16 protein-coding genes are annotated in these 14814 nt (G+C 58.3%); 8 read left to right on the top strand and 8 right to left on the bottom strand.

Going from position 1 to position 14814, the window contains the following annotated elements; translation table 11 throughout:
* Position 1: 1 nt before the first annotated feature.
* The 7 genes from AC1DCP_RS01165 to rsmI all read right to left on the bottom strand — a co-directional run bounded on the left by AC1DCP_RS01165 (position 2) and on the right by rsmI (position 6330).
* Positions 2-1102, bottom strand: coding sequence for a sn-glycerol-3-phosphate import ATP-binding protein UgpC (locus AC1DCP_RS01165; protein ID WP_065688386.1), 1101 nt, complete (start codon positions 1100-1102; stop codon positions 2-4).
* Between the two features lie 11 nt (positions 1103-1113).
* A complete protein-coding gene (gene ugpE, locus AC1DCP_RS01160) occupies positions 1114-1956 on the bottom strand; it encodes a sn-glycerol-3-phosphate ABC transporter permease UgpE (RefSeq protein ID WP_003514715.1) in 843 nt (280 codons plus the stop codon).
* A gap of 11 nt (positions 1957-1967) precedes the next feature.
* On the bottom strand, positions 1968-2942 hold the full coding sequence (locus AC1DCP_RS01155; protein ID WP_173865416.1) for an ABC transporter permease subunit: 975 nt from the start codon (positions 2940-2942) through the stop codon (positions 1968-1970).
* 84 nt (positions 2943-3026) lie between these two features.
* Positions 3027-4325: an extracellular solute-binding protein gene (locus AC1DCP_RS01150; protein WP_065688388.1), complete on the bottom strand. Its 1299-nt coding sequence runs from the start codon at positions 4323-4325 to the stop codon at positions 3027-3029.
* Positions 4326-4458: 133 nt separating this feature from the next.
* Entirely contained in the window at positions 4459-5019 is a 561-nt protein-coding gene (locus tag AC1DCP_RS01145) for a sugar O-acetyltransferase (protein WP_025592229.1), read from the bottom strand.
* 11 nt (positions 5020-5030) lie between these two features.
* A complete protein-coding gene (locus tag AC1DCP_RS01140; RefSeq protein WP_019564450.1) occupies positions 5031-5399 on the bottom strand; it encodes a YraN family protein in 369 nt (122 codons plus the stop codon).
* Complete coding sequence (gene rsmI, locus AC1DCP_RS01135) at positions 5389-6330, bottom strand: 16S rRNA (cytidine(1402)-2'-O)-methyltransferase (RefSeq protein ID WP_065688389.1); 942 nt, start codon at positions 6328-6330, stop codon at positions 5389-5391. The genes AC1DCP_RS01140 and rsmI overlap by 11 nt, the downstream gene beginning before the upstream one ends.
* 267 nt (positions 6331-6597) lie before the next feature.
* Between rsmI and dnaN the strand changes: the two genes are divergently transcribed.
* The 6 genes from dnaN to AC1DCP_RS01105 all read left to right on the top strand — a co-directional run bounded on the left by dnaN (position 6598) and on the right by AC1DCP_RS01105 (position 11321).
* Positions 6598-7716 carry a DNA polymerase III subunit beta gene (dnaN, locus tag AC1DCP_RS01130; RefSeq protein WP_003514704.1) on the top strand — a complete coding sequence of 373 codons (1119 nt, stop codon included), beginning with the start codon at positions 6598-6600 and terminating at the stop codon, positions 7714-7716.
* A gap of 197 nt (positions 7717-7913) precedes the next feature.
* Positions 7914-8507 (top strand): phospholipid N-methyltransferase PmtA, encoded by a 594-nt coding sequence (gene pmtA / locus AC1DCP_RS01125; RefSeq protein ID WP_003514702.1) that lies wholly within the window; start codon positions 7914-7916, stop codon positions 8505-8507.
* A gap of 95 nt (positions 8508-8602) precedes the next feature.
* Positions 8603-9199, top strand: a complete 597-nt coding sequence (locus AC1DCP_RS01120) for a histidine phosphatase family protein (RefSeq protein WP_476774112.1) — start codon at positions 8603-8605, stop codon at positions 9197-9199.
* Positions 9200-9203: 4 nt separating this feature from the next.
* Positions 9204-9911 carry an orotidine-5'-phosphate decarboxylase gene (pyrF, locus tag AC1DCP_RS01115; protein ID WP_065688391.1) on the top strand — a complete coding sequence of 236 codons (708 nt, stop codon included), beginning with the start codon at positions 9204-9206 and terminating at the stop codon, positions 9909-9911.
* Between the two features lie 20 nt (positions 9912-9931).
* The gene (locus tag AC1DCP_RS01110) at positions 9932-10219 is read left to right on the top strand and encodes a DUF1330 domain-containing protein (protein WP_003514697.1); all 288 of its coding nucleotides are present in this window, start codon (positions 9932-9934) and stop codon (positions 10217-10219) included.
* A gap of 121 nt (positions 10220-10340) precedes the next feature.
* On the top strand, positions 10341-11321 hold the full coding sequence (locus tag AC1DCP_RS01105; protein WP_003514695.1) for a complex I NDUFA9 subunit family protein: 981 nt from the start codon (positions 10341-10343) through the stop codon (positions 11319-11321).
* A 605-nt stretch (positions 11322-11926) separates the two neighbouring features.
* On the opposite strand, the gene AC1DCP_RS01100 is transcribed toward AC1DCP_RS01105, so the two are convergent.
* Positions 11927-12733: an undecaprenyl-diphosphate phosphatase gene (locus AC1DCP_RS01100; protein ID WP_065659806.1), complete on the bottom strand. Its 807-nt coding sequence runs from the start codon at positions 12731-12733 to the stop codon at positions 11927-11929.
* A gap of 157 nt (positions 12734-12890) precedes the next feature.
* Here AC1DCP_RS01100 and AC1DCP_RS01095 point away from each other — a divergent pair, with 157 nt between their 5' ends.
* Positions 12891-13583 carry a glutathione S-transferase family protein gene (locus tag AC1DCP_RS01095; RefSeq protein ID WP_003514689.1) on the top strand — a complete coding sequence of 231 codons (693 nt, stop codon included), beginning with the start codon at positions 12891-12893 and terminating at the stop codon, positions 13581-13583.
* Between the two features lie 79 nt (positions 13584-13662).
* Positions 13663-14814, top strand: a complete 1152-nt coding sequence (gene queG, locus AC1DCP_RS01090) for a tRNA epoxyqueuosine(34) reductase QueG (RefSeq protein WP_075807508.1) — start codon at positions 13663-13665, stop codon at positions 14812-14814.

The following is a 14814-nucleotide window of genomic DNA, read 5'->3' as shown; positions in this document are numbered from 1 at the left end:
CTCAGGCCGTTGCCAGCTGCACGCGCTGCGCCACAGCCTGTTCCGCCTTGCCCGCTATGCGCTTGCCGGTCTCGCTGGAGAAGAAGTGCAGCTTGTCCGGAGATATGGCGACCGACAAGGTAGCCGGAAACTCGACCTCCGGCGAAAACGCCACGGTCAGGTTCTGGTCGCCGATCATACCGTGGATAAGACGCTGCGAGCCGAGTTCCTCGATATACTCGACGCGTAGCGAAAAACCGGGCTCACCTGCCGCCGCCAGGCGGAAATCTTCCGCCCGCATGCCCACAGTAACCGGGCCGGAGGTGGGGGCGAAACCGTTGAGCGCGATCAGCGACGGCCCGACGGCAAGGCTATCCCCATGCAACTCGCCGCTCAGCAGGTTCATGGCGGGAGAACCGATGAAGCTCGCGACAAAGGTGGAAGCGGGGGTGTGATAGACCTCAAGCGGTGCGCCGATCTGTTCGATGCGGCCGCCGTTCAGCACCACCAGACGATCTGCCAGCGTCATGGCTTCCAGCTGATCGTGCGTGACGTAGATCGAAGTGGTGCCGAGGCGCTTTTGCAGGCGCTTGATCTCGCCGCGCATGGAAACGCGCAGTTTGGCATCAAGGTTGGACAGGGGCTCATCAAACAGGAAGGCGGCCGGTTTGCGCACGATGGCGCGGCCCATGGCGACTCGCTGACGCTGGCCGCCGGAAAGGGCGCGCGGCTTGCGCTCCAGATAGGGTTCGAGCTGGAGCATGCGGGCGGCCTCGGCCACGCGCGCATCAATCTCCGCCTTCGGCGTCTTGCGGTTCTTCAACCCGTATTCCAGGTTCTGGCGCACCGACATATGCGGATAGAGCGCATAGTTCTGGAACACCATGGCGATATCCCGGTCAGCCGGATCTACCTGGTTGACCACCCGGCCACCGATCTTCACCGTGCCTTCGGAAATATCCTCAAGTCCGGCGACCATACGCAGGAGCGTGGACTTGCCGCAGCCGGAGGGACCGACGAGAACAATGAACTCGCCGTCCCTGATGTCGATATCGACGTGATGCACGGCACGCACGCCGCCATGATAATCCTTGCAGACCTGACTGATTTCTATCGCGGCCATTTTCGGTTTCCTTATTTGTCGCTTTCGGTCAGGCCCTTGATGAACCAGCGCTGGAAGATCACGACGATCATCACAGGCGGCAGCATGGCCAGAACGGCAAGCGCGAAAGCTTCGTTGTAATCGGGGATTTGCGAACCGACCCAGACTTGCAGGATCGACTTGATGCCGCGCATCAGGGTGAAGAAACTCTCGTCCGTGGTCATCAGCATGGGCCAGAGGTACTGGTTCCAGCCGTAAACGAACATGATGATGAAGATCGCCGCCATCATGGTACGGGAAAGCGGGATGATCACATCAATGAAGAACTTGACCGGGCCCGCACCGTCTATGCGAGCAGCTTCCAGCAATTCTTCAGGAATGGATTTGAAGAACTGCCGGAAATAGAAGGTACCCGTCGCAGACGCCAGAAGCGGCACGATCAGACCGGTGTAGGAGTTCAAGAGGCCGAGTTTGCTCATCACCTCATAGGACGGCATGATGCGTACTTCGAGCGGCAGAAGCAGGGTGGTGAAGATGATCCAGAAGGCAAGCGTTGCAAACCGGAACCGGAAATAGACGATCGCATAGGCTGCCATCATCGACAGGACGATCTTGCCGACGGCAAAACCGATGCCGAGGATCAGCGAGTTGAGCACCATGTTGAGACCGGTGATCTGCCCGGTAAAGCCGCCCTTCTGCGTCAGGACCTTTTCATAGGTTCCGACGAAATTGTCGCCCGGAACGAGTGTCAGGCCGCTGCGGTGGATTTCCGCCGCCGTATGGGTGGACGTCATGAATGCCACGACGACAGGCAATATCAGGAATAGTGCGCCGATGATCAGCACCAGATGGTCGAGGGGTTTTGTCTTGTACATTGTCTTTTCCCTCAATTGTAATGGATGCGTTTTTCGATGAAGCGGAACTGGATGATGGTCAGAACGAAGACGACCAGCATCAGGATGACGGACTGGGCAGAGGAACCGCCGATGTCATTGCCGCGGAAACCGTCGAGAAAGACCTTGTAGACCAGCGTAATCGGATTGTTGGCGGCCTTGTCCTTCACCATCACGTCGATAATGCCGAACGTATCGAACAGCGAATAGGTGATGTTGATGATCAGCAGGAAGAAGGCAGTCGGTGCCAGAAGCGGCATGATGACCGTCCAGAACCGGCGCACGCCCGATCGGCAATCGATGGCGGCAGCCTCGCGCACGGCAACGGATACGCCCTGCAATCCGGACAGGAAGAAAATGAAATTATAAGGGATCTGCTTCCAGACCGCGACGGCAATCATGGCGAAGGCGGTATCGAAGTAGTTGAGGCCAACCTTCATATCCCAGCCCAAAAACGCGGCCATCTTGACGAAAGGCCCGATATGCTGGTCGAAAAACATCATGCCGATGAGACCCGCAACCGGCGGCGCGATGGCGTAAACGGAGATCAGCAACGTCTTGTAGGCGGAACTGCCGCGAATGACCGCATCGGCCTTGACCGCAAGCAAAAGACCGAGCGCCAGCGAAAAGAAAGTGACCAGCACGGTGAAGACAACCGTGAATTTTGCGATGTTTAGATATTCCGGATTGAAGATGGCATCGGAATAATTGGCGAAGCCCACGAACGTTGCACCGAACCCGAAAGGGTCTTCGATAAAGAACGACGATTGCACGGCCTGGACGGAGGGCCAGTAGAAGAAGATGAAAATCACCGCCAGTTGCGGCGCCAGAAACAGATAGGGCACGTAGGACGAGGAGAACTGCACGCGCTTCATGCTGGCTTCTGCGGCCTTCGCCGTTTTTCCGGTTTTTGCAGACCGGCCGGATAGAAACCGGGCCAGACGCGGTTGAGACGATGTATAGGCCACGCTTGCGCCTCCTTAATCCAAGAGCGAGCCTCCTTTCCGGCGGAAAGGAGGCTCGACAACTATCGTTGGTTTCAAAAAGGGAGATCAGCCAGCCGTTTTAGCGAAACGGGCGAGAAGATCGTTGCCTTCCTTTTCGATGATGTCGAAGGCGTCCTTCGGCGTTACTTCGCCGGAGAAGATGCGGTTGTATTCGCGTTCCATGATGGAGCGGATCTGCGGGTAGAAACCGAGGCGGTAGCCCTTGGACCATTCGCCTGAAGGCAGCGACAGCTGCTGGATACCGACTTCGGCGGCAGGCTTTTCCTTGTAGAAGCCTTCAGCCTTGGCCTTTTCGTAAGCAGCCGTGGTGATAGCGACGTAACCGGTTGCCTTGTGGTAGAAGACCTGGATTTCCGGCGAAGTCAGGAACTGGAAGAAGTCAGCCACGCACTTGTTTTCGGCTTCAGACTTGCCCGACATTGCAAAGAGGGCCGCGCCGCCGATGAAGGAGTTGGTGCCAGCGCCCTTGATGGAGCCCCAGTAGGGAAGGAAGGTTGCCGAGAACGGCATGGACGCCGTCTTCTGCAGGCCACCGAACGAACCCGAGGAACCGATCCAGAGGGCAACCTTGCCTTCTTCGAAGGGCTTCTGGTTGTCGTTCCAGCCGGCGCCGTAGTAGGCGAACAGACCCTTGTCTTTCCAGTCCTTCAGCTTGTCGAACATCATGACGAGGTTCGGATCGGTGACCTTCAGCTTGGTGTCGGTGACGCTGTCGTAACCGTTGTTGTTGGTTGCGAACTGGATGTTGTTGCGGGAGAAGAAGTTCTCCGTGAACTGCCAGGTGAGCTGCGACTGGACGAGCGGGATGTAACCGGCTTCCTTCAGCTTCGGTGCGACCTTTTCAAAATCTTCCCAGGTCTTCGGAGCTTCGACGCCAGCCTTCTTCAGGGCTTCGTCGTTGACATACATGATCGGCGCGGAAGTGTTGAAAGGCATGCCGACGAACTTGCCGTCAGCGGCAGCGTAGAAATAGCGGACGCCATTGATGAAGGCTTCGCGGTCGAACTTGTAACCGGCCTTGTTGATAAGGTCTTCCGCAGGAATGACAGCGCCCTTGGCGTTGATGATGGTGGCAGCGCCAGCATCGAAAACCTGGAGAATGTTCGGCTGTTCGCCCGAACGGAAAGCAGCGATGCCGCTTGCAAGCGCTTCTTCGTATGAGCCCTTGGAAACCGGCGTCAGAGCGCATTCCTTCTGGGCTTCGTTGAACTTCTGCGAAACTTCGTTGATGACTTCGCCGTTACGGCCGCCCATGCCGTGCCACCAGGTGATGTTGGTCGCAGCCATGGAAGACGTTGCCGAAACGCTGACCGCCACTGCGGCCATGGAAATCTTCTTCAACATTACTAAATCCTCTCCACCATTTATTGGGATGAGGATGCGAATAGAGACGTTCCATGACGCCTCTTTAACGGTTTTATGTCAGATTTATTACAGTCCCTGCGATAGGGACTCCATTCTTCCAGAAACGGATGTCTCAAGCGTCCTTGCGCTTTATCGGGCGAGCCGGATTTCCGACCACCGTCGTCCCGGCCAAGACATCCCGCGTCACCACCGAACCGGCCCCGACGATCGCGCCATCGCCAATCGTGATGCCGGCCAGAAGGATCGCCCCGCCGCCGATCCAGACATCGCGACCGATCGTGACCGGCTTTGCGATTTCAATGCCTTGCGAACGCGGAACCGGGTCCAGGTGATGTTCGGCGCAATAGATCTGCACGGCCGGCCCCAACATCGCGCCATCGCCAATCCGCACGGGCGCAGAATCAAGAATGACGCAGCCGGTATTGAGATAGACGTTCGCACCCAACGTAATGTTGAAGCCGTAAGCGCAATGAAACGGTGCTTCGATAAAGGCCCCTTCGGCAACGGAGGCAAAGAGCGCCCGCAGCAAAGGCGACATGGCCTTGCGCTCATCCGGCGGCGCGGTGTTGTGCTGGTGAACGGCACGGCGGGCGCGGGCGCGCAGCACATCCAGTTCGGCATCCATGCAACAATACCATTCGCCCGCAGCCATTTTTTCCCGCTCAGTGGACATTGTCTCCCCCCTCAAAAAGCGTCGATGAAATGCTGCGGCAGGCGTCGTGGCAGGACTGCGACGATATCGAAACGCAACGAAAACCGCTCGGCATCCTTGCGGCGGGAGAGCCAAATATCGGCAGCCGCCCGAATGCGCTGTTGCGAACGGAAGCCGACCGCATCGACAGCCCCGGCACCGGAAGGCCGCGCCTTGACCTCGACGATGGCGACAACATCCTTTTTGCGGGCAATGAGATCGATTTCTCCCAGCCGGGTTCGATAACGAATGGCGAGGATGCGGTATCCCCGAAACAGCAGATAGAGTGCTGCCCAGTATTCCGCAGCGTGACCGCGTCGCTCGGCCTTTCGTCTCTTGTTCGTTTGCCCGTCAGCGGCCATCCGCATCCTTCATATCCAGCAGCCGTTGATAAAGTTCCTTGCGCGGCAGGCCCGTCAGCTTTGCCGCCTCGGCTGCGGCCCTTGCGGCAGGCATGGTTGTGACAAGATCCTTCAGAAGTCTCTCGACATCCTCGATATCGGGAATTTCGTCATAGGAGGGCGGCTCTATCAGGAGCACGATCTCGCCCTTCACCACACGGTCCTCGTCGTAATATTCCGCAAGCTCGCCCAGCGTGCCACGCCGGAACTCCTCGAAAGTCTTGGTCAGCTCACGGCACACCACGGCGCGGCGATCGCGGCCAAGGACTTCCGATGCCACCTTTACGGAGGTGCCAATGCGGCGTGGCGATTCAAAAAACATGAGGGTGGCCGGAATTTTCGCAAGTTCGGCAAAACGGTCGCGCTTTCCGCGATCCTTTACCGGCAGAAAGCCCGCGAACAGAAAGGCGTCACTCGGCATGCCAGAACCGACAAGGGCAGCAAGCGGCGCAGATGCTCCCGGCACCGGCACGACGCGATGACCGGCCTCCAGCGTGAGCTGACCAAGGCGATAACCGGGATCGGAGACGAGTGGCGTTCCGGCATCCGACACCAGCGCCACGGATTTTCCGGCCTCCAAAGCGGCGATGAGTTTTGGCCCCGCTTCCTGCGCATTATGCTCGTGATAGGAGAGCGGACGTGTGCGGATACCGTAACGCTCGAGCAAAATGCGGGTGACGCGGGTATCCTCGCAGGCAAGGACGTCGGCCGAAGCCAGCGTTTCCAGCGCGCGGATGGTGATGTCGCCGAGATTGCCGATGGGGGTGGCCACGAGATAGAGCGCCGGCTCCAACGGCCGCGCCGGAATAGTGGCCGTGCCGATCCTGAAGCTCTTGGTCGCCTGTCCGGCGTCGCTGTTCGATATTTCTTCCGTCACACGGCTTCCAATCATTCTGGCCGATCATTCACGGCCGGTCGCTCCAGTTTTACCCCTTTATGGGCAATAGAAAACCGGTGAACAAGGTCCACGGGCGGTCACAGGCTGTGGATCATGCTGTATAGCAGCAAAATGACCGGCGGCAGATGCACTCGGCTCTTGCATTTTCTGCAATAACTCTGCCATTTTGCCCGTCCACATTATCCGGCGTTCCGGCCGGTCAAGACTCTTCTTACCGATCCGGCGGTGGCCGGGTCGCAACGGTTGAAAGCGGTAGCGTCCATGCGTATTACTCTTGAGCGGTCGAACCTTCTTAAATCGCTGAACCACGTCCACAGGGTCGTCGAGCGTCGTAACACGATCCCGATCCTGTCCAACGTTCTGCTTCGCGCATCCGGCGCCAATCTGGATATGAAGGCGACCGACCTCGACCTCGAAATCACCGAAGCGACGCCGGCCATGGTGGAGCAGGCGGGCGCGACCACCGTGCCGGCGCATCTGCTTTATGAAATCGTGCGCAAGCTGCCGGATGGTTCCGAAGTGCTTCTGGCCACCAATCCGGATGGCTCCACAATGACGGTTGCTTCCGGCCGTTCGAAATTCTCGCTGCAATGCCTTCCAGAAACCGATTTCCCGGATCTGACCGCCGGTACCTTCAGCCACACCTTCAAACTGAAGGCGACCGACCTGAAGATGCTGATCGACCGGACGCAATTTGCGATTTCGACCGAAGAGACACGCTATTATCTGAACGGCATCTTCTTCCACACCATCGAAAGCAACGGCGACCTCAAGCTGCGCGCAGTCGCGACGGACGGTCACCGCCTTGCGCGCGCCGATGTGGATGCGCCTTCCGGCTCCGAAGGCATGCCGGGCATCATCATTCCGCGCAAGACCGTCGGCGAATTGCAGAAGCTGATGGACAATCCCGAACTTGATGTCACTGTTGAGGTATCGGACGCGAAAATCCGCCTGACAATCGGCTCGGTCGTTTTGACCTCGAAGCTGATCGACGGCACCTTCCCGGATTACCAGCGCGTCATCCCCACCGGCAACGACAAGGAAATGCGCGTCGATTGCCAGACCTTCGCCCGTGCGGTCGATCGCGTGTCGACCATCTCTTCCGAGCGTGGCCGCGCCGTGAAGCTGGCGTTGACCAACGGCCAGCTGACGCTGACCGTCAACAATCCGGATTCCGGCAGTGCGACGGAAGAAGTGGCTGTCGGTTACGACAATGATTCGATGGAAATCGGCTTCAATGCCAAATATCTCCTCGACATCACCTCGCAGCTTTCCGGTGAAGACGCGATTTTCCTTCTGGCGGATGCGGGCTCGCCAACGCTCGTTCGCGACACCGCCGGCGACGATGCGCTTTATGTTCTGATGCCGATGCGCGTTTAAAGTGGACTTTTTGTCTTCAAATCAATCAAAAAACGCCGGTGGATCGCTCCACCGGCGTTTTTTGATTCGGCGCAGACAGATTTCTAACGCTAAACGAATTTTTCCAATTACGACATTTTGCCTTGTTTTAGCGCCAAATGAGATCAACAGTGCGTAACATTTTTTTGACAATGACCAAAATACATCCGAGGGGAATTATGGCACTCAACCTGAAGCAACGCTTTGAAAGAAAATTTGAGGAAGAAATCCGCTTTTTCAAAGGCATGGTCAGCCAGCCGAAAAAGGTCGGAGCCATCGTCCCGACATCCTCCATCACGGCAAGAAAAATGGCGAGTGTCATCGACCCGCATTCCGACCTGCCAGTTCTCGAACTCGGCCCCGGTACCGGTGTCATCACCAAGGCCATTCTGGCACGCGGCATCAAGCCGGAGCGCCTGACGGCCATCGAATATTCGACCGATTTCTACAATCAGCTTCTCAGAAGCTATCCGGGCGTCAACTTCATCAATGGCGATGCCTTCGATCTGAATGCGACACTTGGCGAGCACCAGGGCCAGATGTTCGACAGCGTCATTTCCGCCGTACCGATGCTGAATTTTCCGATGGCCGCCCGCATCAAGCTTCTCGACGAATTGCTGAAACGCGTGCCGCACGGCCGCCCCGTCATTCAGATATCCTACGGTCCGATTTCCCCGATCGTTGCGCAGCCGCATCTCTACCACATCCGCCATTTCGATTTCATCGTGCGCAACATTCCTCCGGCGCAATTGTGGACCTATACCCGGGCCTGATCACGCGGCAGAGTGGGCAAAGGCTGTCATTTCCCGGTCGTGACAGATGGTTAGGGTCCTGATTTGCCCTTCCATCGCCATTGAGGACCGTTCCCATGCATGCCCTCTACATTACCCATCCCCAGGTCCGGATCGATCCGGCGGTTCCGGTTCCGGAATGGGGACTTTCGGACTTGGGTGCACAGCGGGCGTTTGAGGCAAGCCGCCTGCCATGGGCACGCGCATTGCGCCGGATCGTGTCGAGCGCGGAAACCAAAGCCATCKAAACCGCACGAATCCTTGCTGAAACATCCCGCGCGGATATTGAGATCATCGAGGCGATGCATGAGAACGACCGGTCGGCAACAGGCTTCCTGACGCCGCCGGAATTCGAAAAGGCTGCCGACTGGTTTTTTGCTCATCCGCGAGAGAGCTTTCACGGCTGGGAACGGGCAATCGATGCGCAGGCGCGAATTGTTAACGCCGTCACGGCCGTTCTAGGCCGGCACGACCCGCAACAGCCGATTGCCTTTGTCGGCCATGGCGGCGTCGGCACGCTTTTGAAATGCCATATCGAAGGCGTCGGCATCAGTCGCAGCAAGGACCAGCCACCCGGCGGCGGCAATCTTTTCCGGTTCCCAATCGCCGAATTTTCACTTGCAGCTCAGCGCCCCACATGCGACTGGACGGCAATGGAAACATGGCAGGGATAAGACAATGACCGCGCGCGAAAAACTGATCGTCGGGCTCGATGTTCCGACTGTGCAACAAGCTGAAGACATCGTGTCGAAGATCGGCGATGAGGTTCTGTTCTACAAGATCGGCTATCAGCTGGTATTTGCCGGCGGTCTCGAATTCGCCCGCGACCTTGCCCAGAGCGGCAAGAAAGTCTTTCTCGACATGAAACTACTCGACATCGACAACACCGTCGCCTCTGGTGTCGAAAACATCGCCCGCATGGGCATGTCGATGCTGACCCTGCATGCCTACCCGAAAGCCATGCGCGCCGCAGTCAAGGCAGCCGAAGGCTCTGGCCTCTGCCTGCTTGGTGTCACCGTGCTAACCTCGATGGATGATGCCGATCTTGCGGAAGCCGGCTATGCATCGGATGCCCGTTCGCTGGTGCTGCGCCGTGCGGAACAGGCGCGCGAGGCGGGCATGGGCGGCATCGTCTGTTCGGCAGAGGAATCGACGGCGGTGCGTGAAATCCTTGGCCCCGACCTTGCCGTCGTCACCCCTGGTATTCGCCCGGCCGGTGCCGAGGCGGGAGACCAGAAGCGCGTCATGACGCCTTTTGACGCCATCAAAGCCGGTTCGAGCCATCTGGTTGTCGGCCGCCCCATCGTCAAAGCAGAGGATCCGAAAGCAGCAGCCCGCGCCATTCTTGACGACATGCTGCGCGCCAGCTTTCCGGCAAATCAATAAGGACCATCGGAGGAGACGAAATGGCAAAGGGTTACTGGATCGCGCGTGTCGATGTACGCGACAACGAACGCTACAAGGACTACGTTTCGACTGCGAAGCCCGCTTTCGAGCGGTTCGGCGCCAACTTTCTCGCCCGCGGCGGTGCGTTGACCGAACTTGAGGGCAAGGCACGCGCACGCAACGTCATCATCGAATTCCCCTCTGTGCAGCACGCGATCGATTGCTACAACTCGCCCGAATACCAGGCGGCGGCCAAAATCCGCCAGGAAGTCGCCGACGCGGAGATGATGATCGTCGAAGGAATTTGACGGTCGTCAACCGCATTTCCAAAACTAGTCCCGGGCCTTGTGACAACGTCTCTTCACGCGCGCACGGCTTTGGGCTAAGAGACTGAAAAACGCTTTATCGACAGCTTCTGAGGAGCCTCCCATGACCTTGGCCAACCTTCCACCCCTCGTCACCGTTTTCGGCGGTTCGGGTTTCGTCGGGCGGCATGTCGTGCGGATGCTCGCCAAGCGCGGTTACCGCATCCGCGTTGCCGTGCGCCGTCCCGATCTTGCTGGTTTCCTGCAGCCGCTCGGCAATGTCGGCCAGATCTCGTTTGCCCAGGCGAACCTGCGGTATCGCGACTCCATCGTCAAAGCCATCGAAGACGCCGACCACGTGGTCAATTGCGTTGGCATTCTGGCCGAAAGCGGCCGCAACACCTTTGACGCCGTGCAGGAATTCGGCGCGAAAGCCATTGCTGAAGCAGCCCGCAACGCCGGTGCAACGCTGACGCACATCTCCGCCATCGGTGCCGATGCCAATTCGTCGACCGGCTACGGCCGCACAAAGGGCCGCGCCGAGGCAGCAATCCATTCCGTTCTGCCCGGCGCCGTGATCCTGCGTCCTTCGATCATCTTTGGACCGGAAGACGACTTCTTCAATAAATTCGCCAAGATGGCCCGCAGCCTGCCGTTCCTGCCGCTGATCGGCGGCGGAAAAACCAAGTTCCAGCCGGTCTATGTCGAAGATGTAGCGGAGGCCGTTGCCCGCAGCGTGGATGGCAAGCTGAAGCCCGGCGCCATCTATGAACTGGGTGGCCAGGACGTCATGACGTTCCGCGACTGTCTTGAGGCGGTTCTTGCCGCAACCTACCGTCAGCGTCCTTTCGTCAACCTGCCTTTCGGCGTCGCCTCAATGATCGGCAAAATCGCTTCGCTGGTGCCGCTGATTACGCCGCCGCTGACTGTCGATCAGGTGACCATGCTGAAAAAGGATAATGTCGTTTCCGCTGACGCGGAAAAGAACGGCCTGACCCTGGAAGGCATCGGCATTACGCCCGTTCGCGTTGCTTCCGTCCTGCCGTCCTACATGGTGCACTATCGCCCGCACGGACAGTTCTCGAACGCCGGAAAAGCAGCATAAACCTACCGTCGCGCATTAACGATCTGAACGAAAGCGGGAGCCATTCCCGCTTTTTGTTTTTGCGCAATTCAATCGCAACCAAACCGCTATTGGCGCATTTCCCCCTCAACTGCAGGGGAGGTGCACCATCGACTGAAGCTGTTTTGAAAAGCCGGGTAAAAGTTAACGGCCAAGTGGGCTCCACAGCCAAGCGTGGCACAAGCGCAACTGTGGAAAAGACTTCGCATTAACCCGGTATTCAGCAAGCCGCTTTATTGATAATGGCCACATTCCTAACATATCCAGAACCCTCACTTCACACACGGCGGCGTAATCCGCGCGAACGAACGTCTGAAAGGCAATAATAAAATGGGCAGATCTATCGCACTCTTTTTTGCGTGTGCGGCTTTGGTGGTTCTGGCGGGTTCTTTCATGGCGCCGGGCACGGTTGCAGCGGGCAAGAGCGGTTGCGCTCCCGCCTACGGTGTTGACCCTTGCGCAACGGCTTCGATCAGCACGAACTGATCAGCTTTCACAAGTCTCAAATAAAAAGCGCCTCCGGATTCTCCGGGGCGCTTTTTATTTTGTCCGTGCATTGGAAACGAACGGCTATTTTAAAGCTCGGCTCAACGGTAGAGCAGAAGTGCCACCAGACCCAGCGAGCCGACGACGATGCGCCACCAGGCAAAGGGTGCAAAACCGCGTCGCGAGACGAAGTCCAGCAGCGAGCGCACGACGAAGAGGCCGGAGACGAAAGCCGCGATGAAGCCCACGGCAATCAGCGCACTGTCATCGAAGCTCAGGGCATCTCGGTTCTTGTAGAGATCGAGCACAAACGCGCCGAGCATGGTCGGCATCGCCAGGAAAAACGAGAATTCGGCGGCGGAGCGCTTGTCCGTGCCCATCAACAGCGCGCCGACAATGGTGGCGCCGGACCGGGAGGTGCCCGGAACCATCGCAAGGCACTGGAACAGACCGATCTTGAAGGCAAGCGACGGCGGATAATCCATGATGTCGGTATATCTGGGCTTCAGCGGCATCCGGTCAACGGCCAGCAATATGACGCCGCCGATAACCAGTACGATACAGATGAGGATCGGTGTTTCGAACAGCACCGTCTTGATGAAGTCATGCGCCAGAGCGCCGATCACCGCCGCCGGCAGGAAGGCGACAGCGACAGCCAGCACGAAGCGGCGCGCCTTGGCACTTGTTGGCATCGCCACGGCGATCGACACAAGCTTCTGAAAATAAACAAGAAGGATAGCAATGATCGCGCCGAGCTGAATGAGAACGGCAAAGGTGTTGCCCGGTGATTTGAAGCCGAGAAAATGCCCGGCCAGCAGCACATGCGCCGTTGAGGAAACGGGAATGAACTCCGTAAGACCCTCGATAATGCCCAGCAAAAGCGCGCTGATGATCGATTGGTCACCCATGAGGTATCCTTTTTTCAGGGGGAAGCGGGAATGGAAAGCAATTGCGTTAAACTTGTTTTAAAGTAGCCAAGCTCTTATAGCGTCTTGATGAAGCGAAACTGAAAAAGTTTTCCGGCAATTGTCGATCATGACAACCAATCGTAAAAATTGAGTACCGATGCCAACTCTCTATCACTCTCCCATGTCGACCGCATCCCGGTTCGTTCGTCTGATCCTTTCGGAATACGGGTTCCAGACCGATCTCGTAGAGGAGCAGCCGTGGGAAAGAAGGCGGGAGTTTCTGGCGCTGAATCCGGCGGGCACCCTGCCGGTCTATCTCGATGATAATATGCGCTCTCTCAGCGGTCCGTACGTGCTCGCCGAGTTTCTCGACGAAACGCACGGGGTTTTGAAGCGTGACCGGCGATTGCTGGCGGAAGACCCGTTTCAGCGGGCGGAAATCCGCCGCTTGACCGAGTGGTTCCTGCAGAAGATGGAAAACGATGTGACCCGACCGCTGGTGCGGGAGCGGGTTTATAAATTGCAGATGACGGCGGCGCAGGGTGGTGGCCCCCCGGATTCCAAGCTTCTGCGCACCGCGCGTAACAATGTTCGTCAGCACATCAAATATCTGGAATGGCTGGCGGGTTCGCGGACGTGGCTGGCGGGCGACCGGTTGAGTTATGCCGACCTTGCCGCCGCCGCCTCTGTCTCGGTGCTGGATTATCTCGGCGAAATCAACTGGCTTGAAGCGCCAATTGCCAAGGAGTGGTATCAGCGGCTGAAATCGCGCCCGTCCTTCCGGCCGTTCCTCAGCGAGCGCATTCCGCGCCTTGCCCCCTCCTCCCACTACGCCGATCTGGATTTCTAAGTTCCGGCCTCCCGGTTATTTGCTGCGGCGTGTAGCTACGCATATATATGTCGCAGAGTAACCCGCAGGAGAAACGACCATCGACGTTGCCAGCGACAAGCAGCGGATACGCGCTCGCAAACTGACGGACTTCGTTCGTCAGGAGGCGCTTTCGCTCGGCTTCGATCTCTGTCGTATCACCGCGCCGGACAGCATTCCGCTGGCACCAGGACGGCTGAGGCAGTTTCTGGATAAGGGCTATCATGGCACCATGGCGTGGATGGAGCAGACCGAGGCCCGTCGCGCCGAGCCGAAAACGCTGTGGGGCGACGTGCGCTCCATTGTCATGTTCGGGCTGAATTACGGGCCTGAGGAAGATCCTCGCGGCCTTCTTTCGAAATCCGACAAGGCAGCCATTTCGGTCTATGCCCGCAACCGCGACTATCACGACGTCATAAAAGGGCGACTGAAAGAAATCGCCACCCGTTTTGCCGCGCGCGCCGGCGAGGACGTGAAGGTCTTCGTTGACACTGCGCCGGTGATGGAAAAACCGCTTGCCGCAGCCGCGGGGCTCGGCTGGCAGGGCAAACACACCAATCTGGTCAGCCGCACCCATGGTTCCTGGCTGTTTCTCGGCAGCATGTTCACCACCGCCGAGCTTTTTCTTGATGAGGCCGAGAAGGACCATTGCGGCTCCTGTCGCGCCTGTCTCGATGCCTGTCCGACGGCCGCCTTCCCCGCCCCCTACCAGCTGGACGCCCGCCGCTGCATCTCCTACCTCACCATTGAGCACAAAGGCGTCATCCCGCACGAGTTCCGGCCGATGATAGGCAACCGCATCTATGGCTGCGACGATTGCCTTGCCGCCTGTCCCTGGAACAAATTCGCGGCCAGCGCCTCCGAGATGAAGCTGCAGGCGCGCGAGGATTTGAAGGAACCTTCCATCGCCTTCCTGCTGACGCTGGATGACGCTGCCTTCCGCAGCTTCTTCAGCGGCTCACCGGTCAAGCGCATCGGGCGTAACCGCTTCATCCGCAACGTTCTGATAGCTGCTGGAAACTCGCGCGACCGGCAATTCGTGCAGCAATGCAAGTCTCTCGCCGAAAAAGACCCGGCACCGGAGGTGCGCGGCATGGCCGCATGGGCTTTGTCGCAGCTTATGGACAGCGAGGAGTTCCGTGCATACTCTGCCGGCCGCGCCCCGGAGCCTGATCCGGAGGCTGAAATGGAATGGCAACTGGCAGAGGCGTGA

The sequence above is a fragment of the Agrobacterium sp. 10T429 genome (assembly GCF_056393925.1).
Note: the sequence above shows the minus strand (reverse complement) of the source record. Positions and strands in the feature narration are given on the sequence as shown.